Annotated in this window: 17 protein-coding genes and 1 pseudogene; 7 read left to right on the forward strand and 11 right to left on the reverse strand. The window is 42.6% G+C overall.

The features are described 5' to 3' along the window. Window positions 1-28 precede the first annotated feature (28 nt). Entirely contained in the window at window positions 29-355 is a 327-nt protein-coding gene (locus NSTC745_RS19245) for a hypothetical protein (RefSeq protein WP_445632354.1), read from the reverse strand. Window positions 356-889: 534 nt separating this feature from the next. Between NSTC745_RS19245 and NSTC745_RS19250 the strand changes: the two genes are divergently transcribed. The 3 genes from NSTC745_RS19250 to NSTC745_RS19260 are packed head-to-tail and all read left to right on the forward strand — an operon-like array spanning window position 890 to window position 2,064. Beyond that, window positions 890-1,231, forward strand: coding sequence for a hypothetical protein (locus NSTC745_RS19250; RefSeq protein ID WP_445632355.1), 342 nt, complete (start codon window positions 890-892; stop codon window positions 1,229-1,231). Window positions 1,232-1,280: 49 nt separating this feature from the next. After that, window positions 1,281-1,655, forward strand: a complete 375-nt coding sequence (locus tag NSTC745_RS19255; RefSeq protein ID WP_445632356.1) for a hypothetical protein — start codon at window positions 1,281-1,283, stop codon at window positions 1,653-1,655. Between the two features lie 4 nt (window positions 1,656-1,659). After that, complete coding sequence (locus NSTC745_RS19260) at window positions 1,660-2,064, forward strand: hypothetical protein (protein ID WP_445632357.1); 405 nt, start codon at window positions 1,660-1,662, stop codon at window positions 2,062-2,064. Window positions 2,065-2,507: 443 nt separating this feature from the next. On the opposite strand, the gene NSTC745_RS19265 is transcribed toward NSTC745_RS19260, so the two are convergent. Both NSTC745_RS19265 and NSTC745_RS19270 read right to left on the reverse strand, forming a co-directional pair. After that, window positions 2,508-3,677, reverse strand: coding sequence for a site-specific integrase (locus NSTC745_RS19265; RefSeq protein WP_445632358.1), 1,170 nt, complete (start codon window positions 3,675-3,677; stop codon window positions 2,508-2,510). Between the two features lie 1,273 nt (window positions 3,678-4,950). Then, a complete protein-coding gene (locus NSTC745_RS19270) occupies window positions 4,951-9,765 on the reverse strand; it encodes an amino acid adenylation domain-containing protein (protein WP_445632359.1) in 4,815 nt (1,604 codons plus the stop codon). 951 nt (window positions 9,766-10,716) lie between these two features. Between NSTC745_RS19270 and NSTC745_RS19275 the strand changes: the two genes are divergently transcribed. The 3 genes from NSTC745_RS19275 to NSTC745_RS19285 all read left to right on the forward strand — a co-directional run bounded on the left by NSTC745_RS19275 (window position 10,717) and on the right by NSTC745_RS19285 (window position 11,958). Next, the gene (locus tag NSTC745_RS19275) at window positions 10,717-11,025 is read left to right on the forward strand and encodes an RNA recognition motif domain-containing protein (RefSeq protein WP_445632360.1); all 309 of its coding nucleotides are present in this window, start codon (window positions 10,717-10,719) and stop codon (window positions 11,023-11,025) included. Window positions 11,026-11,095: 70 nt separating this feature from the next. Next, on the forward strand, window positions 11,096-11,284 hold the full coding sequence (gene rpsU / locus NSTC745_RS19280; RefSeq protein ID WP_015115835.1) for a 30S ribosomal protein S21: 189 nt from the start codon (window positions 11,096-11,098) through the stop codon (window positions 11,282-11,284). 263 nt (window positions 11,285-11,547) lie between these two features. Next, entirely contained in the window at window positions 11,548-11,958 is a 411-nt protein-coding gene (locus tag NSTC745_RS19285) for a hypothetical protein (protein WP_445632361.1), read from the forward strand. A 155-nt stretch (window positions 11,959-12,113) separates the two neighbouring features. On the opposite strand, the gene NSTC745_RS19290 is transcribed toward NSTC745_RS19285, so the two are convergent. The 8 genes from NSTC745_RS19290 to NSTC745_RS19325 all read right to left on the reverse strand — a co-directional run bounded on the left by NSTC745_RS19290 (window position 12,114) and on the right by NSTC745_RS19325 (window position 23,577). Next, entirely contained in the window at window positions 12,114-12,566 is a 453-nt protein-coding gene (locus tag NSTC745_RS19290) for a DUF1392 family protein (protein WP_445632362.1), read from the reverse strand. Window positions 12,567-12,812: 246 nt separating this feature from the next. Further along, on the reverse strand, window positions 12,813-13,184 hold the full coding sequence (locus tag NSTC745_RS19295) for a hypothetical protein (protein WP_445632363.1): 372 nt from the start codon (window positions 13,182-13,184) through the stop codon (window positions 12,813-12,815). Between the two features lie 116 nt (window positions 13,185-13,300). Beyond that, window positions 13,301-14,425: an RNA-guided endonuclease InsQ/TnpB family protein gene (locus tag NSTC745_RS19300; RefSeq protein WP_445632364.1), complete on the reverse strand. Its 1,125-nt coding sequence runs from the start codon at window positions 14,423-14,425 to the stop codon at window positions 13,301-13,303. Between the two features lie 435 nt (window positions 14,426-14,860). Next, on the reverse strand, window positions 14,861-17,887 hold the full coding sequence (locus tag NSTC745_RS19305) for an NHLP bacteriocin export ABC transporter permease/ATPase subunit (protein ID WP_445632365.1): 3,027 nt from the start codon (window positions 17,885-17,887) through the stop codon (window positions 14,861-14,863). A gap of 2 nt (window positions 17,888-17,889) precedes the next feature. Further along, on the reverse strand, window positions 17,890-20,193 hold the full coding sequence (locus tag NSTC745_RS19310) for an NHLP family bacteriocin export ABC transporter peptidase/permease/ATPase subunit (protein ID WP_445632366.1): 2,304 nt from the start codon (window positions 20,191-20,193) through the stop codon (window positions 17,890-17,892). Beyond that, window positions 20,180-21,625 (reverse strand): NHLP bacteriocin system secretion protein, encoded by a 1,446-nt coding sequence (locus tag NSTC745_RS19315; RefSeq protein WP_445632367.1) that lies wholly within the window; start codon window positions 21,623-21,625, stop codon window positions 20,180-20,182. Before NSTC745_RS19315 ends, NSTC745_RS19310 begins: the two co-directional genes overlap by 14 nt. An 84-nt stretch (window positions 21,626-21,709) precedes the next feature. After that, window positions 21,710-23,089: a radical SAM family RiPP maturation amino acid epimerase gene (locus tag NSTC745_RS19320; protein WP_445632368.1), complete on the reverse strand. Its 1,380-nt coding sequence runs from the start codon at window positions 23,087-23,089 to the stop codon at window positions 21,710-21,712. A 191-nt stretch (window positions 23,090-23,280) separates the two neighbouring features. Further along, the gene (locus NSTC745_RS19325) at window positions 23,281-23,577 is read right to left on the reverse strand and encodes an NHLP leader peptide family RiPP precursor (protein WP_445632369.1); all 297 of its coding nucleotides are present in this window, start codon (window positions 23,575-23,577) and stop codon (window positions 23,281-23,283) included. Between the two features lie 312 nt (window positions 23,578-23,889). Here NSTC745_RS19325 and NSTC745_RS19330 point away from each other — a divergent pair. After that, window positions 23,890-24,339, forward strand: a pseudogene (locus tag NSTC745_RS19330) (helix-turn-helix domain-containing protein); the annotation flags it as partial. Between the last annotated feature and the right edge of the window lie 441 nt (window positions 24,340-24,780).

Genomic DNA, 24,780 nt, shown 5'->3' on the forward strand with positions numbered 1-24,780 from the left:
TCAGTTAGCGAAATAATGGGGTAAGACATTAGTAGTCATCGGCATCAATAGTAATACTACCAGCCGCTTTATAGAGTGAAACAGTGATATCATCCTGACGATATTTATTCTCACCACGGATAGCGAAACTAGGAAGATAGCCATCGGAGATTGATACACTTTGATCGGTATTAGCATCAAAGTTTGCCGACGAAAGATAGTTTTTTGCGGTTAGAAGTATCGCCGTAAAAAGTGATTCCGCTGTGTTATTAGCGCTAGCGGTAAGTGTTAGTAAATCGGCTTTTGTGATGGTCAATGTTGTGGATGTTTGGATAGCATTTGCCCCAAACACTTGTTGCAATGTAGGTTCTGCCATGATCGTAATACCGTCCGATAGTAGTGTGTATTTGATAAGCATTTTTGTAGCATAGCGGTCAATGTTATTCGGCAATCGCTCGACGTACATCAAAAATACATAACGTTGCTATCAACGACGTGTATATCGCTTATACGATATAACAACTGATTACCGCCAAGTTATTGGTAGCATTTGGGCGATACTTTCACCGCACCTAGTCAAGGTATGAAGGGTATATAGTCAAAACGTCGTCAACGCTCGACATAAATAACGACGTAATAAAGGACATATTAGAACGACGTATTACAAAAGACTGTATAAAACCCGAATAAAATAACACCTACTATCACGCTAGGTATTAGGTGGATAGGGTTTAAGCGATCGCCAAAAAGTAACCAGCATACCCAAACACTTACCACGGCTATATTTGACCTATTGCAACCGTGCGTTAACCCAACCCTGGAATCCTATAGGTTACCGATTGCTCCGAACGTTTAGCGTACTGGGTATAAAAGGAATATACACAACTCGCCCCACTGGAGGGAAAACGCAATGGCTAGAGCCGCAGTAGTAGCACATGTTATTGGTGCTGCACCCAATCAATTCTTGATGGATTTACCCGACGTATACGACGGTATCGGTACAAGCATGGGAGTTCTGAAACTTACTGGTGACCCACCTGCGGGTGCTGATAAAGTCAGCCTTCAATACGCAATCAATACCGGCAAGGTTTTCCACGTTGCCGTGTCTTACGTGGTGAACGGTAAGCGTAAGCGTTCCAAGTTGATCTGCGATCGTTCTCACATTGGTACAGCGCTTTCCATTAAGGGTAAAACCTTCCGTGGTCAGACAATTACCGGTGCGGTAATTCCGTCCCATATCACCCTCGGTTAGACCGTATCGCCCATTAGTAAACAACATCAAATAAAGGAAGCAATAAACAATGGCTGGATTGTACGATACCCTCAAAATCACTGTTGACACCCAAGAGTACTTTTTTCGAGGTACTAAGGGTTTCTATACCGGTGCTATTGCCACAGCAACCGGCGTTAGCGTTACCACTGACGAGGCAGAGTTAAAGATGCCCTTGATACCGGTCAAGGAATTGATCAAAAGCGGTATTCTTCGTAACGCCGTAGCGATCGCCAAAGTAGGTACAAAGTCCTACCGCATCAAGCTACATTACACCCTAGCAAAAGCCGCTACCGTAGAAGCCGCCATCGTGGGTGCCACCGTTCCAACTGTCGCCGGTCGTGTGTCCAGCGGTGGTACGTTTACCGCATTCAGTAACCCATTACGCGTAACCGGTAGGAGCTAGAGACATGGTTTTGCAGTTAGGTGATGCTTCAAAATGGTCACTCTTCTATCAAGAGACTTTCACTCAACGGTACGATCTGCCGGTCACACACGCTGACTATTCATTGATCGGTGAGTTAGTGATTCCTGTACTGTTTGATAGCCACGTCCTAACTGTTAAAGCCACCTCGCCAGACGCGAAACCTAACTGGAAACAGTTGGGGTATGTGAAACAGAAAGTACGTACCGCGATACAGGAAGGGGGAACAGTGGAGAGTTTCGTAAACCAGCGTTACCTACTCTCCCTCAACCAACCCACGCTATTAATGTTCGATAAAGAGATTGCGAGTACCTACGCTCTTTGGTTTCGCCCTTTCAATTGGTTCAAAACCGTATCATTGGAAATTTACGAATACACCGGTACTGTGTGATTTATAGAACGACATAAAAAACGACATTTATAAAGACGTTATTAACGACGACTTTAAAATAAGGGGGTATACGCTTGAGATATGAAAATAAATCCTGATTTTTGGATAGGTTTGACGTTCCCGATCGTGTTTGCCATCATCATCAAAGTTTGGGAATTTACCGCACAAGGGAACACACGAAACAGGGATGTAATGCAAAAAATCCTTCTACAACTAGAGAGACATGAGGTACTGTTCTCGGAGATGCAAAAGGATATACACGAGCTACGGGGGAAATTCTAAAATATGTGTGTTCACAGGGTAGGAATCAAAGCCTACCCTTTTTATTTGGATATTTGGTTGAGATACCCTTATAAGAACTATTCAATAATTCATTCAATAAATTATTCAATGTTTTATTCAATGACTCCATATAGGGTATTATCCTATCGCTAGCACTAGTTTTAGTTACTCGGCATTGCGATATCGCCTACGTTACCCAGATATCTTTTAGCGATCATGTTGGGAGAATTACCTACCCACCGAGCAATCATCATACTGTCTACACCAGCACGTACCATCATTGTGATAGCGGTATGCCTCATCTGATAAGGATTTCTGTATTCTATATCTGACAAGCTTTCAAGTATTGTTTTCCACGCCCTACTAGCGAAATTATGCCAGTCTATAAAACCACCTTTTTTGGCTGGAAATACAAAATCATCATTGCTGCATTTTTCTGGCTTAATACCATCAATAATGGACTTCAGATGATCGTTAATAGTGATAGATCGCTTTGATTGTGTTTTTGTACCCGCTTCTATTTCGCCGCTTGCTGTTAGCTTTTGACAGAAGGTAATCTTTGCGCCTTTAATGTGCTTCCATTGCAACGCGATCGCCTCTTCAGGTCTGCAACCTGTAGTAAATAGAAATTCCACTAAGGGAGCGTAATACTTATAACTATCACTACCGTAAAACGCCTGGATTATCTGCTTGCGCTCACTATCACTAAAAGGATTGATATCGTCCTTAGTGCCTGTATTTTTCGTGGACGGTATTAAGTTCTTTTTGTCCTGAAAAGGATTAGATTGCAGCTTTCCAGTAGACACACCCCACTTACAACAAGCGTTTATCAGTTTCCATTGCTTTTCGAGGCTACTAGTAGATGTACCTTTGTGATCATTCACTAGCCATTGCATTACGTCTACAGCGTCTCTCACTAGCTTATGCGGACATCTTTTAATCTTGTTTTTGATACGGTCATAATCGATCATGCTATTAGAGGCTAAGGTTTTAGACTTAAACAGTGTGTAATCTTCAAACAGTTGCAACAGGTCAACAGCATTCACTGAGAGCCTAGCAGCAATGATCGCTTTTGCTTCTTCGGCGTCCTGTATAGCCGCTTCCTTTGTTCTACCCTGCAATGCGTTCGGCTTGTATTTTGTCAACGTTGGATCAAAATATCCGGCTATACAGTCTTGACGTATGCGGTTGGCAATTTCCTCAGACTTAGCGATCGCTAACTTGTCAGTGTACTTACTGCCCGGTGCTGGGTTAAAACTGTACTGCTTGCCAGCATAAGTAAACCTAATTATTATCCATCCGTTATTATTTCTGACTTTAATTTCTCTCATGTGGTGTGCCTTCAAAACGCCTATCTACCTCTATTCTTGCATACTATTTGCATACAAAATAGGATGCCATAAGGATGCTTGAAATATTTTCTTTATATATCAAGCATTTTCAACATTATTGAGATAGGACTGAAAATCCTCGTGTCACCAGTTCAAGTCTGGTTCCTGGCATACAATTCAGACCCCTTGAAATCGTTGGATTTTAAGGGGTTTTTGCTTTATGAAGCCTGATTAATCAACAAAAAAATTCTAAATCTTAGAAAAATTTTGGGTATTTTTTGATGTCTTTAAGCAAAAAATGGGTGTAAATTGGGTGTAAAAGGGACAAGTACAGCGAGTTTAAGAAACCGCAAGTTAGTCCAAGTACTTATGCAAAAGACTTTACTAAGCATCGAAATCATATCGCTAAGTTACCTACGCGATCGCTAGACGAGGCATCTGCTATTCGAGATTATCTTTTATCGAATTTAACTCCAGACGCGGCATACCTTTATCAGCTTATGCGTGGAAGCACATATTAACAGTAATGCGATCGGTAGATGGACTGGAACGTTAGCCAAAATGATTGACAACCACTATGGCGCTACTAACTTTACAAACCTTAGACCACCTGAGCTTTCTTAAAGGAGGAATTAAATAATGATAGAGCGATCCAGCAAACAATAACAATACCAGATTACCGGAAGACACTGTTATATAAACGGTACTAGAGGCAGGTTTACCAGTAGTGTAATACCAATTTGAAAAAAGAATGCAACAGATGGGTAGGGGCACAACATTGTTGTGCCCTTGCGGATAATTGATGTGTCGCAAACATTATTTGAATTGGTATAACTTGGCTTTGTTTGGACTATCATCTATTGCAAGCATGGCGGATCGGCAATTATTCTCATACAGATTCTTACTCTTTCAATACGATCGCTACTGGCTGGGAGCGAAACTGATGTACTATCGTGCTTTTTGCACTTTTGCGATCGAAGGGACTCATCTTTATTGGGGAAAGGGAAAATACCAAACCTTTCCCCCTTTTCCCGACTTCTCCAAGAAGTCTAATAAGCTTAATATAATTTGATAAACTTTTGCTCCTTTGAGTGAGTTAGATCGAGGAATAAGTAAGTGGACATAATTATTTAGAAGATGCATTTCGACTGCGCTCAATGCTCGAACCTTGATAAAATGAGGGTTGAGCGAAGTCGAAACCCGGCAACCTCAAGTTAAGTTTAATCTAGTCCTTCTACTTATTAAGCTCAAAATCATAGCGTGAAGGTTACTGCTATCTTGAGGGTGGTGAATTTAAGAAACCACTACTAATGAAATATGAGAAGTATTTATCCAGCAGCTTAGTATCCATTGGCGGACAAACAATTCCAGAATCTGCTAATCCATTCAGGGTATTTTGATAGTCATAATCAACTATATTTTGATACAACTCCATGATTGTCAAAACATTTTGATAGACCTTTTCAGACATCATCGGTAAAAGCGGATGTAAAACATTTTCCTGAGAGTCCCTGAAATTTGCAATTAGCTCATCTTTCCACTGAGTATATGGTAACTTCTTCAGTTGATAACCATAAGAACAAACAAACTCAAAAAGCTCGATGATGCCTAGATTGTAGTCTGGCGGGGGTACTATATGGAAAGCTTTTCCTAGAGATTCTTGCTTTTTGGATAAATGAACAATTGCTCTGCTGGCGTAATCTACAGGAATCAATTCTTCTTTTTGATCTATCAGTTCTGGAAAACTACCAAGCTGTATGCATCCTTTAATAACTCTAGGCACAAAAGCATCTTGTGTATGAGCAATGCCGGTATCGCTATGTCCCATGAGAAATCCTGTTCTGAAGACGCTAACAGGTATTCCCCTAGACTTGGCAACCCATACAAGATTTTCGGCTACCCATTTGGTTTGAGCGTAGCCAAGATCTAGAGCAACATAGTCTTTACAAGACTCGATGTCGTCATTTTCGTAAACTACTTTTTGTCCTGTAAAATGGCTGATTGCACCAAAAACAGCAATGGTAGAAATGTAATGCATTGGTTTGACTTTGCCCATACAAGCTAATCTGAGAACTTCTTGAGTTCCAAGGACATTGGATGCCTTGATTACAGAGTATGGTTTAGCAAAATTGACTTGGGCTGCACTGTGATAAATGGTATCAATTTCCAGACCCAGTTTTTCAAACTGTTCAATAGGAAGACCCAAATATGGCTGTTCTAAGTCTCCCGGAATCGCAATTACATGAGAGCTAAAATTTGGGTGATGAAGGGAATATTTTTCTAGGTTTTGTTGAATCTTTTTCAACCCTTCATGCTCGTTTTGGGAGCGCACCAGGCAGTATATTTTTGCTTGAGTTTGATGTAGCAGTTCATCAAGTAAAAAAGCCCCTAAAAAGCCCGTAGCTCCTGTGAGAAAAACATGACGCAATTCATCGACCTGAGCGACAGACCTTCCTTGAGCATCGATCGCTACATCGAGTACTACCTCAGATTTTAGATCGATCGCACTGGTTAAAGTAGAAACGCCATCTCGACGTACTGTCTCTATTACCTGAGCCAGTGCTCTGATAGTGGATTTCTCAAACAGGATTTTTAGGGGTAAATCTACTTGAAAGGTTTCTCTCACATAAAAAATCAACTGAGATGCTAGCAGCGAATTACCACCAAGCTCAAAGAAATTATCGTGAATCCCAACTTCTGCGATCGCCAAAACTCGGCTCCAAATTTCAGTCATTTGTTGCTCAATTGGGGTACGAGGTGCGACAAATACTGCTTTTAAATCGCTTCTATCCATGTCAGGCTCTTGTAAGCCCAGAAGGTCTACATTGCCTTTGGATATTCGCTGAGTTTGGCGAACGCTTGCTCCCGTCTGACGATTGCCAGGGAATGTTAACACAGGTAAGTTAGAAATTGTCTGGTCTGGGTTAGAGACAATACTCTGTAATAGAACAGAAAAATGTTCCACCATCACAGCGATCGTCTCAGCTTTAAATAGGTCAGTACTATATTCCAAGTTGCCCGATATCCCTGCTGCTGTCTCGCGCAGTTCGAGGTATAGATCGAACTTGGATGTCCCGTTGTCAATTCCCAAGCGGTTCATTGTCAATCCGGGAACAGTCAGCTTAGGCATTGGGGTATTTTGAAGATGAAACATCACTGAAATCAGTGGATTTTGGTTTAAGCCCCGCTCGATGTGTAGGGCGTCAACTAGTTTCTCAAACGGTAAGTCTTGGTGGGTATAACCCGATAAAGCTACTTCCCTGACTCGGCCTAACAACTGCCGGAAACTTGGGGAGCCAGACAAGTTGGTTCGCAATACCAAAGTATTGAGCAAAAACCCAATTACTCCTTCTAACTCAGAACGGTGGCGGTTGCTAATAGGAGCGCCTACTAAAATGTCTTCTTGCCCTGTGTAGCGAAATAGGAGTGTCTGGAATGCTGCTAACAAGGTCATAAACAAGGTAGTACCTTCTTGACGCGAAAGAGCATTGAGGGCATCAGTTAGGGATTTGGGGATAACGACCGATTGACGCGCCCCCTGATATGTTGGCTCCAACGGTCGTGGATAGTCGGTGGGCAATTCTAATATGGGTAGACTGCCACTCAAATTTTGCTGCCAATAAGCAAGCTTATTATCTAAAATTTCACCTTGCAGCCACTGGCGTTGCCAAGCTGCAAAGTCCGCATACTGAATCGCTAAGTCAGCAAGGGGAGAGGGGTTACCAGTGGAGAAACCTTGATAGAGGGCTGATAGTTCCTCGAAGAAAACACTCAAAGACCAATCATCACAAAGAATGTGGTGGAGGTTAAGGACGAATATATGTTCCTCTGAACTCAGTTGCAGTAATGTTGTTCGCAGCAATGGCCCTTGAACTAAATCGAAAGGACGTTGAGCTTCTTTAAGTACGATGTGGCGGACTTGAGATTCTTGCTCGTCTGGAGACAGCCCTTGCAGGTTCGTTATTAAGAGTTCGATGGGAAAAGTTGAGTGGATGACCTGTATGGGTTGTCCGTTGACGCTGGAATAAGTAGTTCGCAGGACTTCATGACGTTTGATAATTTCATTCAAGCTCTGCTCTAATATTGTGGCGTTGAGTACGCCTTTGACGCGAAAGGCTTCGGGAACATTGTAAAAAGCATGGTTGGGTACGAACTGGTCAATAAACCACAACCGTTCTTGCCCAAAGGAAAGCGATAAATCCCCATCGCACCCAATGGATTGTATTGGCACAACAGAGCATCCTTTGTCTTCCTGTTGTGCTTGTATAATGCTTTGGGCTATGTCAGCGATGGTGGCCGCTTCAAACAAATGCCGCATTGGCAACTCAACTTGAAAGGTATCGCGGATGCGGCAGAGGATCTGAAAGGCTAGTAAGGAATGTCCTCCCAACGCTAAGAAATTGTCATGAACGCCAATGTTTTTTAGACCCAATACTGTAGACCAAATTTCTGCTACTCGTTCCTCAATAGGCGTGCGAGGAGCAACAAACTTCTCATTTGCATTCAAAGTTTGAGTGGGTGCTGGGAGTGCCTTACGATCGACTTTTCCGTTAGCTGTTAACGGTAAAGCACTCAATTGCACAAACCGAGAAGGGATCGCGTGGTCAGGCAATTTCTGTTTGAGAAAACGGCGTAAATCACCAACATTCGTATCTGATGATTCGGGCTTGGGAACTACGTAAGCTACTAGGCGTTTGTCGCCAGGGGAAAATTCTCTAGCAATCACCACAGCTTCTTGCACGTCAGGATGTTGCCACAGTGCAGTTTCAATTTCTCCTAGCTCAATACGGAAGCCGCGAATCTTTACTTGTTGGTCAATGCGTCCAATATATTCAATGTTGCCGTCTGGTAAGTAGCGAGCTAAATCCCCAGTTTTATATAATTTTGAATTGTTGAATGGGTTGGGAATGAATCGCCGATCTGTCAGTTCTGGGCGGTTGAGATAGCCTCTAGCTACTCCCTCACCAGCAATGTAGAGTTCGCCCTCAATACCCGTAGGTACCGGCTGCATGTGTTCGTCCAAGATAAGACAGGTAGTCTTGGCGATGGGACGGCCGATAGTCACGATGGTGTCACCTTTCTTCACTAGGGCAAATGTCGAATAGGTCGTATCTTCCGTAGGGCCGTATAGATTAAAGACTTTTTGAATATTGTCCAACTGATAGATCTGCTGCACCAAACGATTTTGCAGAGGTTCGCCTGCTAAATTAACGGTGCGAACAGAAGCGGGTATACCTTGAATTCTAAGTAACTCTGCGATCGCAGATGGCACTGTATTAATCAGGGTGACTTGTTGAGCGGCAGGTAAGGTAGGCAAATACAACGCATTTTCCGCCAAAATCACCTTACCACCCCAACAGAGGGGAACAAATATCTCGAAAACTGAAAGATCGAAGCAAATAGATGTTGCAGCCAGAACTCCGGCTAGATCCTCGGTTGTAAAAACTTCTTTTGCCCAATGCAACAAAGCCACTGTGTTGTGATGTTCGATAGCTACCCCCTTAGGTTTACCAGTCGAACCGGAGGTGTAAATGACATAGGACAGGTTTTCATCTGTCACTAGGCAAGTTAGATTTTCCTGGCTTTGTTGAGTAATTGCCTCTGCATCCCTATCTAGACAAACCACATGGGCTTGATGCTCTGGAAGCTTTGAAAGTAGATTGTGTTGGGTCAGTAGTATTGGTAACTGTGAGTCCTCTAACATCAAGGCTAGGCGCTCTGAGGGATAGGCCGGATCTAGAGGAACATAAGCTCCGCCTGCTTTGAGAATCGCTAATAGTCCAACGATTGTTTCCAGCGATCGCTCCAGGCAAATGCCAACTAAAACCTCAGGTTTGACATTTAGAGCCTGTAGATAGTGCGCTAGTTGATTAGCTCGCTGGTTAAGTTCTTGGTAAGAAAGCTGTTTGTCTTCAAAAATGACCGCAATTTGCTCAGGTGTTTTTTCTACTTGATATTCAAATAACTGATGGATACATACCCTACTTACGTAAGCTGCTGGATTTTCGTGCCATTCCAGAAGCAATTGCTCTACTTCTGCCTTGGGTAGACTAATGTCTTGTTGATAACGTTCAGTTGAAGCTCTCATGAATGTTCAGTATTTTTTGCGACTACAATCTTAGCCTTGAATACTTAAATTGGCTAGTCATTGAAGGAGGCAGGGGGCAGAAGGCAGGGGAAGCAGGAGGCAACAGGCCAATCAGAGGGGATTCAGACTCCCTCTGATTGAAGACCACTAAATCTAAGATTTAGTGAGGGTCTTAAACCCAGTTTGGCCAAGGCAAAAGGCTTACCTTAAAACTTTTTCTTCCCTCCTACCTTGCCCGAAGGGCAGATAAAGAATTGCTCATTTTGAGTATGATGACTCTCGCTTTACCCGTTTTTTGAGGAGTTAGGAAAACAAGTACGCCAAAAGGTATATTCAGGACGCCGAAAAGTTTTGCGATGCCTTCTGTGCGAGACCTACGCCTAGCTTGGTTTCCCTCAAGGTACGGCGGGCGTAGCGATCGCCAAAAAATAGTAGTGTATGATACAGTTCGTAGAAATATAAAAAGCTGATTGCTTTAGGTAAAAAATAAGCATAGCTTATGGATAAGCAACTAAATCAAGCAAAAGCAGCCAGACACTTAATCAGTTGAAGATTTATCGAAAATTTGGGTTTAAAGCTCCGACCCAAAGCAGCGCTTTTGTGAAATACTGGTAGTAAGTCGCTTTGGGGACTAGTCTATAAGTAAAGCTATCGGGAGATATGTTTGGCGCTAGGCATGAAACCGTAAGACCAAAATTAGTATTGCTAGTAAAGGCAGGATTCAGCCCAAGAATCACAACACTTTGAGGGCGGTGAGTGTCAAATTAACAGTTAATCATCTATTAACCTTTTACTAGGTGCAGAAAATTAGCTTCTATGTCATCCTAGAAAATGAGAGTTAATTCGGTGAGTATTTTTGTTTTTAGTATTGACAGGTTTTTCCCTTTTGGTATTTACAGACTTTTCTCCGAAATTTAAATCTCTACACATTTATGATTTTGGAGATAATCAATGTCAATTTATGTAGGCAACCTCTCTTACCAAGTTACAGAAGATGATATCAAGGGTGTTTTTGCTGAATATGGTACGGTAAAGCGGGTTCAATTACCTACTGACCGAGAAACAGGTCGTGTACGCGGCTTCGCTTTCGTGGAAATGGGAACAGAGGCCGAAGAAGCAGCTGCCATTGAAGCTCTTGATGGTGCTGAATGGATGGGTCGTGACCTGAAAGTTAATAAAGCCAAGCCCAAAGAAGACAGAGGTTCTTCTGGTGGGGGACGTGGAGGATATGGTGGCGGTGGTGGACGCGGACGCTACTAAGATTTAAAACCAGAAATTTGAGAGAGCGAATTTTTAGTCCATTGATGAATTCAATTAAGTAGGAGAGATAATGACCCAAATAATAGTAGGTGAAAATGAACACCTTGAGTCAGCCTTACGCAGATTTAAGCGAGAAGTTTCCAAGGCGGGCATTTTTCAAGATATGAGAAAGCATCGTCACTTTGAAACGCCTATTGAAAAATCCAAGCGCAAAAAACTTGCCTTACAAAAGCAGGGTAAAAGACGTTTCCGTACTTGAGAACTGACAAGATATAAATAAATGCCCCTATATTTTATAGGGGTATTTTTTTATACAATTTATTTTCAAAAATCAAATACAGCGTTTTTCAGGTAAATGAAGTATACGGGTAGGGGCTTTACATCTGTAAAGCCCCTACTACGATCTGTACCTCAGCAACTTGCAATCTGCTGTATGAATCCTATAATTCTCATTTAAAGATATGCTCATGGTAGATTTTTAACAGTGCGGTCTGTTGTTCCCACCTCACCAATATACACACTATGAAAATCCAGCGATTGCAGGAACTCAAGCAAAAACTGACTAATGAAGCAGACTTGTCCCATATCTGGTCATTTTATATGGATAATTTTGCGGATAGTCCAAAATTTATTGAATTGGGTGAGCCTATATATAGTGAATATCTAAATGGTGTCCTACACAAAACTTGTCAGCAAATGTTTGGCAGGACAATCAAAATTACTGACTTTTTCTCGATCTACATTGCAAAGTATCGTTTATTTCATGGCCCTTTCCAAGCTGAACGACGTATTGGGGGTGTGATTTATTTCGAGGATGTAAAAATTGGGTTAATTGCAGTGTCGGCAGATTATCCTCCTACCGATGCGGTTAAATATTCACGTTTTTCTGAGATCCTTCAATTCCCGACACCTAATCGCAACGATCTAAATTGAGATAAGCTCAAAGTATAGAGGACTTCCAACAAGTGCGATGTCTGGGACAAGCCGCGATGGGTGTACGCATTAATGAATTATAAAGTTCAGTAATCTTAGATTGGTCGCCCAAGCTGCTAGTTAACTTGGTGCTGTTTACTACTAACTGATAATAGTCATACACCAACATTTACTAAATCGGCATCAGCAAGCCATATTGTTCTGCTTTGGGCAAAAACTTCTTCTAAAATTGGGGAGTGCCACTCTACTCCATAAAGCCAATTATCTTTGAGGCTAAAAATCCCTTGAATAATACGGCGTGTCGGCTGTTCGCCGAAATCAACCTCAACTATGTCCCCCAATTTAAAAGCTGGAGTAGAAACAGTAGGCTTTTCGAGTACATTTGTTCGGTAAAATTCTTGCTCAGGTAAGTAGAAAGTTTCACCCTGACAAACAATTGCATAAATCCATTGGTGTCTTTCCCACTGAACACCACAGCAGTAGCCTGACAAGTCTGAGATTGGCAACAAAACTTTTTCTAACATTTTCACTGCTAGTGGAGGCATGGTTTGACCCCATTCAGGAGAAATATGCCAACAGGATTCTAAGGCGGTAATTTGGTTAATCATCTGGGAATCTAGTTCTCTTTTTTATACATACACTCCTTCGATCGCTTCGATCCGGAATATAATTTAAATTCGCAAGTAGTTTGGATGGTTTGATTTTTCACCAATTGAGATTGGTAAGTGAATCGACTGTTTTTCGTCAACAAACGACCTTTGCTTTGATTGTACTTGGTCGGCTCGACAAGGATTTAACGATCGCCTGTTGACACGAATCAGAAAATCTATCGCGCTTGGGTGCAAACGACATTCTCATTTCTGTTTGCAGCTTGCGGTAAGTTCTACATTGTAGAAAGTTCCCGGCTGGGGTTTAATTGAACCCAACTCCTGGATAAAAGCATTAAATCTTGTATTGCCTATCCGGTAGCCAGCTTCAGCACAAGCAGATAAACCTCCTTCGATGGGAATAGGAGAACCCGCCTTGGGACTATATACAATGAATTTATCGACAGTGCCAGTGGCGATCGCAAACCCGATAACCTGGCGAATTGTTCGCAAAGCGGCATTATCTAAGGAACCACCAGTACTGCCAATACTGATATTAACCGCACGATTTTCAGCAAACGCCGGCGCACTAATTGACACTACTGCTCCAACAATCATTAAACAAGCGAACTTCTTCATTTTCCTCTCCTGCAAAAAATTGAGAAACTAATACAGAGGTTCCGACATGGATGAGGTACATCAGAGATTTTACTATTTGACATACTCCCCACCATTCAATGGTGGGGATTCTAGGCTCAAACAGCAAATGCAGTTTCAAACCGACTTACATCGCCTAACCCAATGGTTGATGCCCCAACCATTTGAATATTGAGTGCGGCGTTTTCATCCCTTGCGTTCACTGACTGACAACCCGAACAACGCCATTCTCTGATAGACAAATCAAGACTTTCTAAAACCTGGCCACAGTGCGAACAAGTCTTACTACTGGGATACCATTGGTCGATGAAAACAACCCTCTTTTTCTTCTTTTTGGCAACCCATTCTATAATTTGTAGAAACTCACCAAATGCCAAGTCTGATATTTTTCTACCCCAAAGACGTTGCATTCCTTTGAGGTTGAGCGTTTCAAAACATAGCACATCAAACTTATCAGTCAAATGATGAGCCAATTTCCACGCGCAATCACGCCGACGATGAGAAATATCTTCGTATCTGCGTACTAAATTTTTTCTGGCTCTTTCACGATTGATTGAGCCTTTTAATTTTTTGGAATGCTGTCTGCTGGCTACTTTGATGGCGTTGAGGGACTGCTTAAAAAATTGGGGTGACTCAATTTTAGTACCATCTGAGCAAGTGAGAAATGTCTTTAGTCCAAAATCAAACCCCGCTATTTTACCAGTCGTGGACTTGGTTTCTGACTCAGCATAATTATCAACCACTACTACCATAAACAATTCACCCAACGGTGTACGTTTTATGGTTAATGTTTTGACTGTTCCTTCTATCTCTCTAGACTTCCAAAACTGATATACTCGCTGACCTATTTTTACCCTATTGCCTCCCAAAAACTTATAACCAGCTTGTTTTAAACTGAATGATTTGTATTTTTTAACTTTCTTAAATCCTGGTGGTTTAACTCCTTTCTTGTTATGTTTAAAAAACAATTGGTAAGCTTTATCGATGCGTTGACAAATATCTTGTACTGCTTGAGAACCTACGGTTTGCCAAAATGGGTTACGCTTTCTTAATTTGGCAATGTGAGACTGAAGTTTTACACAACTTAAATGCTTGCCCCACATTCGGTAGTAGCGTTTGTGTAGCGCAATGCAATGATTATAAATTACCCCGGCAGCATTTATCATGCGTTTGAGGTGTCTATTTCTTTTGTGTTGATATAGCTTAAACTTTAGTGTTTTCATATTAATATTTTACCAAAAATATGAAGCTAAAAACTCAAATTATTTCTAAATTAAGCAAAGTCGCCCTTGAAGGGCGTTCGCGCAGAGAGGCTTTAAACCCATGTTTTTGGTAAGAATTTCAGATATCGCGTTGTACCTCACTCCGCACAAAACCTATGTAAATAAAAAATATAGACAAACTATTTATCGGAGAGTTTCCATTTGAAGAATTCAGTTGTCTCAACGTCAAAAGAGGCTCTTGAGCAGGGAGCAGGGAGCAAGGGGGAGAGACTTGGACACAGAGCTTGTACTCCGCCCAAGTCTGAGGCATATTATTGATTTTGCAGAAAAAGCGTCAATCCTTCTGCCCTGCTGTCTAAATGTGCAAATTAGGTGCTTAACAGGTTAGCTCAGTCCCCCTGCTCCCTGCCCCCTGCCCCCCTGCTTCTTCGGTCGCTACGCCATTTGCCGAGCCATTAACTGGGCAAATAATCCCTCTACAGCAGCTAATTCCTGAAAATTTCCTTGCTGTACAACCCGGCCTGCTTGCAGTACATAAATGCGGTGAGCGTTGCGGATGGTACTAAGTCGATGAGCGATCGCTATTCTGGTAACTTGTAACTTATCCAAGCTTTCATTGACGATCGCCTGGGTTCTGTTATCTAACGCGCTAGTAGCTTCATCAAATAACAAAATGCGGGGTTTTAATGCCAGAGCACGAGCAATCAATAATCGTTGTCTTTGCCCTCCAGAAAGATTACTGCCCCCCTCACTAATGACAGTATGCATTTCCATTGGCATAGCTGCAATATCCTCAGCCAACCCAGACATCCGTGCAGCTTGCCAAGCTTCATCAAGTGTGATATTAGCACCGCTAGCTATGTTGTCAAAAATAGAAGCTGACGTAATCTGACCATTTTGCAAGACTACACCTAACTGGCGACGTACCGCCCCAACATCCAAACCAGATAAATCTTGACCATCGTAGTATATAGCCCCATCTTCAGGAGTCTCAAACCCCAGCAGCAATCTAAATATAGTAGATTTCCCGCTTCCAGAGCCGCCTACAAGTGCAATAAACTCCCCAGGTTCGGCATGAAGAGTGACATTATCTAACGTCAGCGCTCCTTCTTGGCGATAGCGGAATGTGAGACGATCGACTTTAATTCTGCCCATGAGTTTGCCAGGGTCAGCTTTGCCCAGATCGACTTCTGGTATACTTTCTAAAATTGGCTGGGTGCGCTTCCACTGGGGAATAATTTGTAATGCGTTAGTAACTGTATTACTTACGTCCGTAGAACCTTTGATAAAGGTGTCAAAGGCAGTTTTAAAAGCTAAAAAAGTCCCAATACTTAGTCCGATACCACCTGTAGTTTGAGGGTTTTCAAGTAGCTCGATGGTGAACCAGAAGAGGATAGCAGAAGTTAGTGTAGGCATTATTGTATTGAAAAGCGTAATGCCATCTTCAATGTTCTGCGTGCTGAGTTCTAGTTTGATTTGCCGACTGTAGTTTTTACTCCAAGCAGCAAAAGCTCGCTCTTGGGCACCAGCAACACGCAGTTTCGCAATGCCATTAATCAGCTGTACCGTCTGTCCAAAAATATTTCCCTTGAGTTCTAGCAATGGCTGAACTTTGCGGACTAGGAGCGCTCCGGAAAGTGTGGTGAGTGCGATCGCTACTACAGCAAAACCAACAGCAACTAAAGCCAATTTCCAGCTGTAGTAAAATAAAAGCAATAAGTTTAGCAATGCGAAAAGACTAGTCATCAAGTTTATTAGGGTGGGGCCGCTAAGTTGATGACGAATCGCACTAATTGTTGTGACGCGGGAATGAAGGTCGCCCGTTGTGTACTTACGAAAAAACGATACCGAGAGATTAAGCAGACGATCCCATATAGCTGCTTGAGCGGTGACATCGCCAAACGTTTCCACACGCAACAGGGCTAGCCCCTGAGTTAGACGAAATAACCCCGTTGCCAAAGCAGCAACCAACAACCCTAACCCAACTTGTAACAGCAATCCGCGATCGCTATCTGGAATCGCGTTGTCAATCAAAATGGCAGTGGCGTAGGGTGTAAGCATTCCCAACAGCGTTACAGCAATTCCAGTCAAAAAAATCACAAGCAAGTCTCTTCCGCGATCCTTAAATGCAAACTGCAATAAACCCACACCCTTAAGCCCTTTATCGGGTAATGACCGATAAAACATATAGGCAACGCGGATGAGAGTCTCAACGCTGCTATCATTTACAGGCACACGCGTTCGTTGAACTGGATCGAAAATTTCGTAGCTATTAGCCGAAATCGGTAATAATGCTACAGGTTGATTATCCGCCTCAGTGTAACCAACTAGAGGGCCAGAATCCTTCTTCCACCAGCTCTCCCGCAGCAAAACCCGTCGCATCCTCACCCTGGAAGCCCGCACAATTGCTTCCAAGGGATTCTTGAGCCGCTTGAGGTTTTCTGACTGAGCAGGGGGGCGAATTGTTATACCTAAATATCTTCCTACCGCACCAGCAGCAATTAACAAAGGTGTACCTTCCAAGAGAAAAGGTGCTTTATCGGGCAATAGCGGCGATACCAGTTCGCCCAGAGCCTCAGCAGTAACTTGATGATTGAGGTGTTCTCGATCTTGAAGGCGCTGTAGTTCTGCCTGGGCTTCCTGTTGCTCTAGGAGGCTAATATAGTCAAGAAGTTGAGTATGAAGTTGGGATAATCCTCCTAATAGGGTATCAGCATTGCGAATTGCGATCGCGGTTTGAGTAGATAGTTCAACTGACTCCATTGCTTGTAACCACATACGATCGCTGAGGGGAAAAATTCCCGTTTTTGGGTCTAGAGTTAGTTTTTGCAGTCCCATCCAACTGAGACTTCCTTTGTGAATTTGTACCCAAGCGATCGCACCAGGTTCGGGTTGAAAAGTCTGGCGATCGTTCAAAGAAAATCGTGCTTGTCCGACAGCCTGAACTTGAATCGGTGGTGTAGCAATGTCCAAGAGTACAGCATTGATATGCTCAAGCCAGCCCTCTACCAAACTAATCACTGTGGCATCCCCATCAACAACTAACTGCCGAAAGCATTCTCGATCCACCCTCACCAGTTCCGTCTCTCCAATCGGCACTGCTAAAAGTTGGTGGTGCTGATTGCCAGAACTAGTAGTCTGGCAACTCAAAAATGCTGGGTGAGGGCTGGGGAAAGGGGAAAGGGAAAAGGGTAAGGGATTTAAACCCTTTCCCCCTTCCTCCTTCCCCTTTACCCCGCCTAGTAGTTCGCTTGGCGAACTACTAGGAAGGGTTCCGAAAAGAGCTTCTTTAGAGTCGCAACTAAACAGATAACGCCGAGTTCCTTCCTTAACAGCAAATAGGGCTACGGAGCCAGACTTAACCACCCAAACAACTTGTGGATCGTCCAGCAGTATAGGTTCATTGCCCTTAAGCCTGCACGCTTGCCCCTGTAAATCTGTGATTTTAACTTGGTTGACCATTTTTAAACTCCTGGAAGTGCTTCGCCCTCACTTCGGATCAATTCTGAGTACATCCCTTCCATTTGCCACAATTTCTGGTGAGTTCCTCGTTCGACTACCTTTCCGCTCTCAAGGACGATGATTTCATCGCAGTCTCGGATGGTGCTTAATCGGTGTGCGACGATAATGCAAGTGCATCCCCGACGCCGCAGATTTCGGTCAATAATTTTTTCTGTCTCAGAATCCAAAGCGCTGGTGGCTTCATCCACGATTAGGATAGAAGGATTGTTCGCTAAAGCGCGGGCTATTTCTAAGCGTTGTCGCTGGCCTCCACTTAAATTCACAGCGCCTTCGCTCAGTTGTGCATCAAATCCCCCAGACATTGAGAGAATTACATCGTCAATGGCAGCATCGCGGCAAGCTCGCATTAGACTTTTATCTGAGATTGTGGTATCCCATAAAGTTAAATTTTCCCTGACAGTTCCGCCAAACATCAAAATTTCCTGCTCCACAAAAGCAACGGAATTAGTCAATACGCGATGGGGAATTTGCAACCTGGGTTTACCATCAAAGCAAATTTCTCCCTCCCAAGGTTCGTAAAGCCCGCTTATCAATTTGGCAATGGTAGACTTACCAGAACCGCTCCCACCTACTAAAGCTACTCGCTGTCCTGGTGCGATCGAAAGATTAAACTTTTCAATCGTGGGAGGCTCCAAGCGGCTATAGCCAAAGGTAATATTCTCTAGCTCAACATACCCCTGCAATTTAGGAACAAGATAAGCGGATAAAGAGAAAATTTCTTTCTTATTTCCCTTATCTCCCCCTGCCCCCCCTGCCTCCCCTGCCTCCCCTGCTCCCCCTGCCCCCTCTGCCTCTCCAATAGGGTTATCCAACACATCATCTAGGCGAATCAAATTCCCCTCCATTTCTTGGAGAGTACTGCCAAAACTCACTAGATTATTCACAGGTAGCAAAAAGCTTTGCATTAGTCCTTGAAAAGCTACCAGCATCCCAATGCTGAGATGTCCATTCATTACCCGTAAACCACCGACAACCAACAAAGCCATTGATGAGAGCGAAGAAAGAAGCGTTGGTAATACGGAGAAAGTTTGATTGGTCACTCCTAATTCTTGCTGGGAATTGATTGCCTTGGTGTAATAACCCGACCAGCGAGAAAAGAAATCTGACTCCAACCCAGATGCTTTGATGGTTTCTATACTCTGGAGAGCGGCTATAGATGTTCCGGCAGCTTTGCCATATTCTTGGATTAAACGCTGATTTGCATCTTTACGCTGACGAGAGATCGATCGCAAGGTGAAGATATTCACAGCAGCAAAGCAAACTACAACCAAGGTCAATACTTTGTCATATTGCAGCATAACCAGTACGTAAACAATTACCATGACCGTATCGATCGCTGTAGTTGCCAACTTCCCCGAAAGTACATCGGCAACTTGGTCATTAAGACTGGTGCGGTTAGTAATTTCTCCTGCAAACCGTTGGGCATAAAAACCAACAGGTAAACGTAGAATATGCCAAAGAAAACGGCTGGACATTCCTACAGATAGCTTGACTTTTAAACGACGCAGATAACGCAGCCGTAGTAGCGTTAACGACCCTTGAAGTACGGTGGCGATCGCCATTGCCAAAAGTAACGGACGCAACCACTGGTATCGTTGCTGAACTAGGATTTCATCTACAAATATTTGGCTAAATACTGGTATCGCCAGTCCAACAATTGTTAAAAGAAATCCCGCTACCATACAGTAAATCAACGCCCCAGTAGCGCCCTGTAGCCGCTCCCACAAAGATAAAATCAGGCTTGGTTTACGCCCCCCTTGCTGAAATTCCTGCCCTGGTTCCATAACCAGCGCCACGCCAGTATACCCTTCGTCAAATTCCTGCCGGGACACCTTCCGCGGTCCCGTGGCGGGATCGTTGAGATAAACCGACTCTTTGCCAAATCCTTCCACAACCAAAAAGTGGTTAAAGTTCCAAAACACGATATAGGGAGGGCGCAGGTCTGGAAGTCGATCTAGTTCCTTTTTAAAACCTTTTGCCTCAAGTCCGTAGTTTCTAGCAGCTTTGAGGATATTAGAAGCTTTACTGCCATCGCGGGAGACACCGCACAGAGTCCGCAGTTCTGGCAGAGGCACAATTCGTTTGTAGTAAGCCAAAATAATTCCCAAAGCAGCAGCCCCACATTCCACAGCTTCCATTTGCAAAACGGTGGGTGTTTTTACTCGCTTGCCTTGAGGTTGCAGTAGCTTTTGCAACTCTTGAAAAGGATTAATCGGTGTCACCGATGAAGAATTAATAGATACCACCGATCGACCTCAGGATAGGTAAAACAAACGTAATTGGCGATCGCTCTTCAACTTTGACGCGAACAACTGTAGTAGTTCCCGAAGAAATCTTCAGTTGCGGTCCGGTGGAAGAAGACCATTTGTAGCCACTAAAGGTTGTTTGGTCGCGCTTGAGGTCAGCAAATACTTGCATGACTCCTTCCTGCTTCTGGCCTACTAAACCTGCAACTACTTCTGGATTGCCCACCACAGTAGCGGCTGCTTCCCGTGTAATCGGAAATGCTGAAACAGCGGTGATAGTACCCACGATGCCGCCGAAACGTTCCCGCTTTACGGTTTGCGGCGTAATTTGCAGTGTCATACCCTGTTGAATTTTCTTGCCATCCCCAACCGGAAAATAAGTTATGCCAACCAGCTGGCTGGATGGATTTTCTGCGTCTATGCTGCCTAAACGAGTTCCTGCATTAATCACCTGCCCAGGATTAACAGTAATTTCTAAAATGCGTCCTGAGTGTTGGCTGATAATTTGGCTGTTATTGCCTAATTCTTGTTCTAGTTTGGCTATTTCTCGCTTGACTTCTTGAATCTGGTTTTTTCGGCTAGTTGCAGTTTGCAAGTCTTGTTGAGCGACGCTGGCAGCTTTAGTATTCTGTTCTTGCAGCTGGGCTTGAATGTTTTTGATTTCGTTCAAATTCTGGAGGTATTGCCGTTGTGCGTCGGCTTCCTTGAGGTCGAGTTGCTTGAGCTGCGATTCAGCCTCATCGATGCTGGCACGGGCATCATCGTATTGTTGCCGCGCTTCTAGGACGATATCATCGGGAACCGCTCCCTGTGTGAATAGTTTTTGGCGGTTATCCAATCTCTTTTTATGGGTGGGAAGTAGTCCCTGGAGGGTTTGCAAGCGTTTTTGGAGGCTTTGGCGATCGCTTTGTATTGACACTAGCCCCTTTTCCCTGAGGATCGGTGTCAAATCCCGCACAATCTTTAGCCTTTGCTGGAGGCTTAAGCGAAGTTCCTGGAATGCTTTTTTATCAAGTTCCTGACGCTGGGTTTGTAAAAAGCTAGCGTTACGATCCTGCTGTTCGAGTTGAGTTAATTTCCCACGCGCTAGTTGTAGTTGCTTGTGCAGATCGATCTGGTCAAGCGTTGCTAGTACATCTCCCTTTTTGACGATATCGCCCACATTCACATTTAGAGCCGCTAACTGTCCTGCACTTTTTGACTGTAACGGCATCACTGTACGCGGATAAATTAGTACTCCTCGACCCTCGACGGTAATAGGAATGCGTCCATAAATACTCCAGATTGCAGCCACAACTACCAAGGAACCCAAGGCGGTTAAAGGCAACCAGCTTTTAGGGCTAACCACCTGCATGAGTTGGTCTAGCCTTTCTGGAGAAGATAAACGCTCTAGTGACTCTTTGCGGAATAAATTTTGCTTCTGGTCAACCATTTAATCACCCTAGCTTCATCGAAGATTAGGTTTCAGAGCATTAAAAAAAAATCACAGCTTAATGCTTTTGTTAACTAGAAATTATCAACTTGTAACTAGTATTTGAGATAATTTAGATTTTGGCTCATCGTCTAAAACTCCTTTTTCTAACATCAGATTTAAATTGTGAAATATATAAGCAGGCAAAACATTACGGCTGTCAAATATAGAAACAATCTCTTGGGCAGTTTTGCCACCATTATGTATGATTTCACCTAACTCATTTAGATAGGAATCATAACGAAATCTAAAAGTTTTTAAATTGGTTGATAGTTGGAAACCATCAGCAAGGCTTTCATACTCCAGGTCGCTACGGAAACTCATTAGCTCAGATTGTCTAACTGTCAGAGGCATATTGTCACCTATCATTCTTTCAAGAAGAATTTTTAGCTGCTTGGCGTCAGAGAAAGTAGCTTCGTCATAAACTATGTAGCCCAACGGCCAGCGATCGCTTGCATTGCAAGGACTGATAAGCTTAACACTACGGTCAACCATGTTGAATAAAAATCCTGTTACACAAGCAATTGTTCCTTGGTAAGGAGTTTTGCTATCTTTTTCTGCTTTTTTGAGATTTCGCTTTCGCGTTCTTCCAGCTTCTGCTTTTGTAGTATTAGAACCTTCATTTTGCAGTGCTAATTTAACAAATGCTAATTCCTCCGCACTAAATTCTTCATGAACTTGATTGAACATTTTTAGGGAAAGAATGGAGAAACGATCCAGAGGACATCCCTTTTCACCTGCAAGTTTCAGTAGCGATCGAGTCCGAGATGGATCTTTCAAAGGTTGAGCTGTAGTTGTTTGGGGAAACATTCCCAAAACTTCATAAAAATCACTACAAAATTTTTCGTAGTCTGGATTATCAAGGGGATCTGTTGCCCAATAACAAAAGCCTGCACCAGCCGCCTCTCCCAGTAATTCTTTGATTAATTCAAGGACTTCGCGCCATAATTGTGCATTTTCTGGAGTGTAAAAGAAAATGTCACTGAGGCGAGGTGCAGCTACTCCACAAAACCAGCATCCAACAGAACATCCTTTATTGAGTTCAAAACAAACAGGAGCATGAATAATTGAATCGCAAACTGGCTTGAGAAACTGACTTTCAGTGCGAGCAATTTGTCGCGATCGCCACGCTTTAAATTGAGAATTAGCGGGACTGTTTGCTATAGACCTAATTTTTTGTGGTCTAATTTGTTCAGCAAGTTCCCAATAATTTCTTAAAAAAGTAGAATCTGAAAATTTATTTTCGTTCTCTTTAGTAAACTCTGTATCACATAACGCCTTTATTTCTTCTGGATCTGCTTTGATATTGTAATCAATAATAGCTCTATACGGATCTCTAGATACTTGCTCTCTAAAATTTGGATCTGCATGATATCTTTCTATGAAACGTTTTGTATGGCTTAAACTTAATAATTTTGTTTTCATTGTTGTTAAGTCATTACTAAAATACTTTAATTTTTGGTACTGAATATTTGAATTTTAGAGACGCGAATTTCGCGTCTCTAGCAAGGATTTTGGCTTAACTGGATGGTATTAAGCTACAGTAAGCCTATTTTGTTTTAGCTTTGGTAGTTAGAGTTCATCTTCAGAGATATTTTAATATTTTTGAAATACCGCTAAGGAGAACCTGCTATGACTCCAGAAGTTACAAAATGCCATCCTCCTGCTACAGCTTCCAAAGCTTCATCAGATAACTCTTCAGAAACCTGTGGACTTCTAGGAAGTGCTAAATAGATAGTATCTGCTGTTTCCTCCACTACTCGAATTGTGAGATTCTTGGGTAGCTCTTGACCTAGCTCTCTTCCATACACCGCTTTAGGATTGCTGATTAATTCTTTTTTAAACGCTTCATCTTTCCAGGCTTTTGCGATCAATTCAGATTCAATTTCTCGGCGACCTTTATTTGCAGACATGTGATTTTTTCCTTGATATTAAAGAACTCAATAGAACTGTAATTGATACGAAAAATACGATTGCAAAAACATTACTATATAACTTTTTAAACCGCATTTTGAAATCTCAATTTATGTTCTTAATATCAGCTTATCGACTATAAGATTTAGCAGCAATTAACAATTTTTCGGTGGAACTAACAATTTTTTAGTTAGCTAATACCAATTCTATATATAGGACTCCTATTTGATTTTTGAAAAAATCTCAGTATCTGTAGTAGCGTGTCAAGACTAAAATAGTGCAATAGATAACGCCAAAAAAGGGGGGAATCGATGGGAAGAGGTCGTAGAGAGAAAGTACTTTTGAATACACAGCAAAGGGAAAAACTAGAATCTCTGAGTCATAATGGATATGCCCCAGCCAAAAAAATATTGCACGCACAAGTGCTACTGATGTGTGATGAAGGTGAGGGTGCAACGAAGAAATGGACAGATGAAGAAATTAGTTGTGCCCTTAACCTGCATCGCAATACGGTAGGAAGAATTAGGAAAAGATTTTTGGAGCAAGGCGAACAACCAGCCCTAAATCGTAGTCAACGAAAAACTCCGCCAGTCAGGGCAAAAATAGATGGTCATGCCGAAGCCCAAATCATCGCATTGTGTTGTTCTGACCCCCCCGCAGGACGAGCGCATTGGAGTCTGAGACTATTAACCGAAGAAATTAAAAAAAGAAACATCATCACGGAAATTTCCATAGAAACAGTTAGAAACACATTAAAAAAAATTAGATCGGGATTATCCCCAAGCAACCAAATTAAGAAGTAAAAAGTAAAAAATAAAAAGTAAAAAGATAATCCCCATAAATAAATTTAGGGGATTTAATAAGGAAGTATTATTTCTCGCGCTATGCGTCTCGAAATAAATGTTTTTATTTCGTTCCATAAATGAATTTAGTTGCTCTGTGACCATTATTCTTTTTCTTTATGAGTGCCTTTTAACTTTTAACTTTTGCCTTGTTCGGTCAAATTACTCAGCGATCGCCTGAACACCCATAATATTGCTTCTGTGTAATTATCCATTGATTGATTGTTGTTGGCGATCGGCTAACGCAGCACATCTTTTCGTATTGGCTGTTGAGTGTTGACGGTTGACACTCAATTAACAGTCATCATGTAGCTAATACCAATTTGAAAAAAGAATGCAACAGATGGGTAGAGGGACAAA

Source organism: Nostoc sp. DSM 114161 (assembly GCF_052692665.1).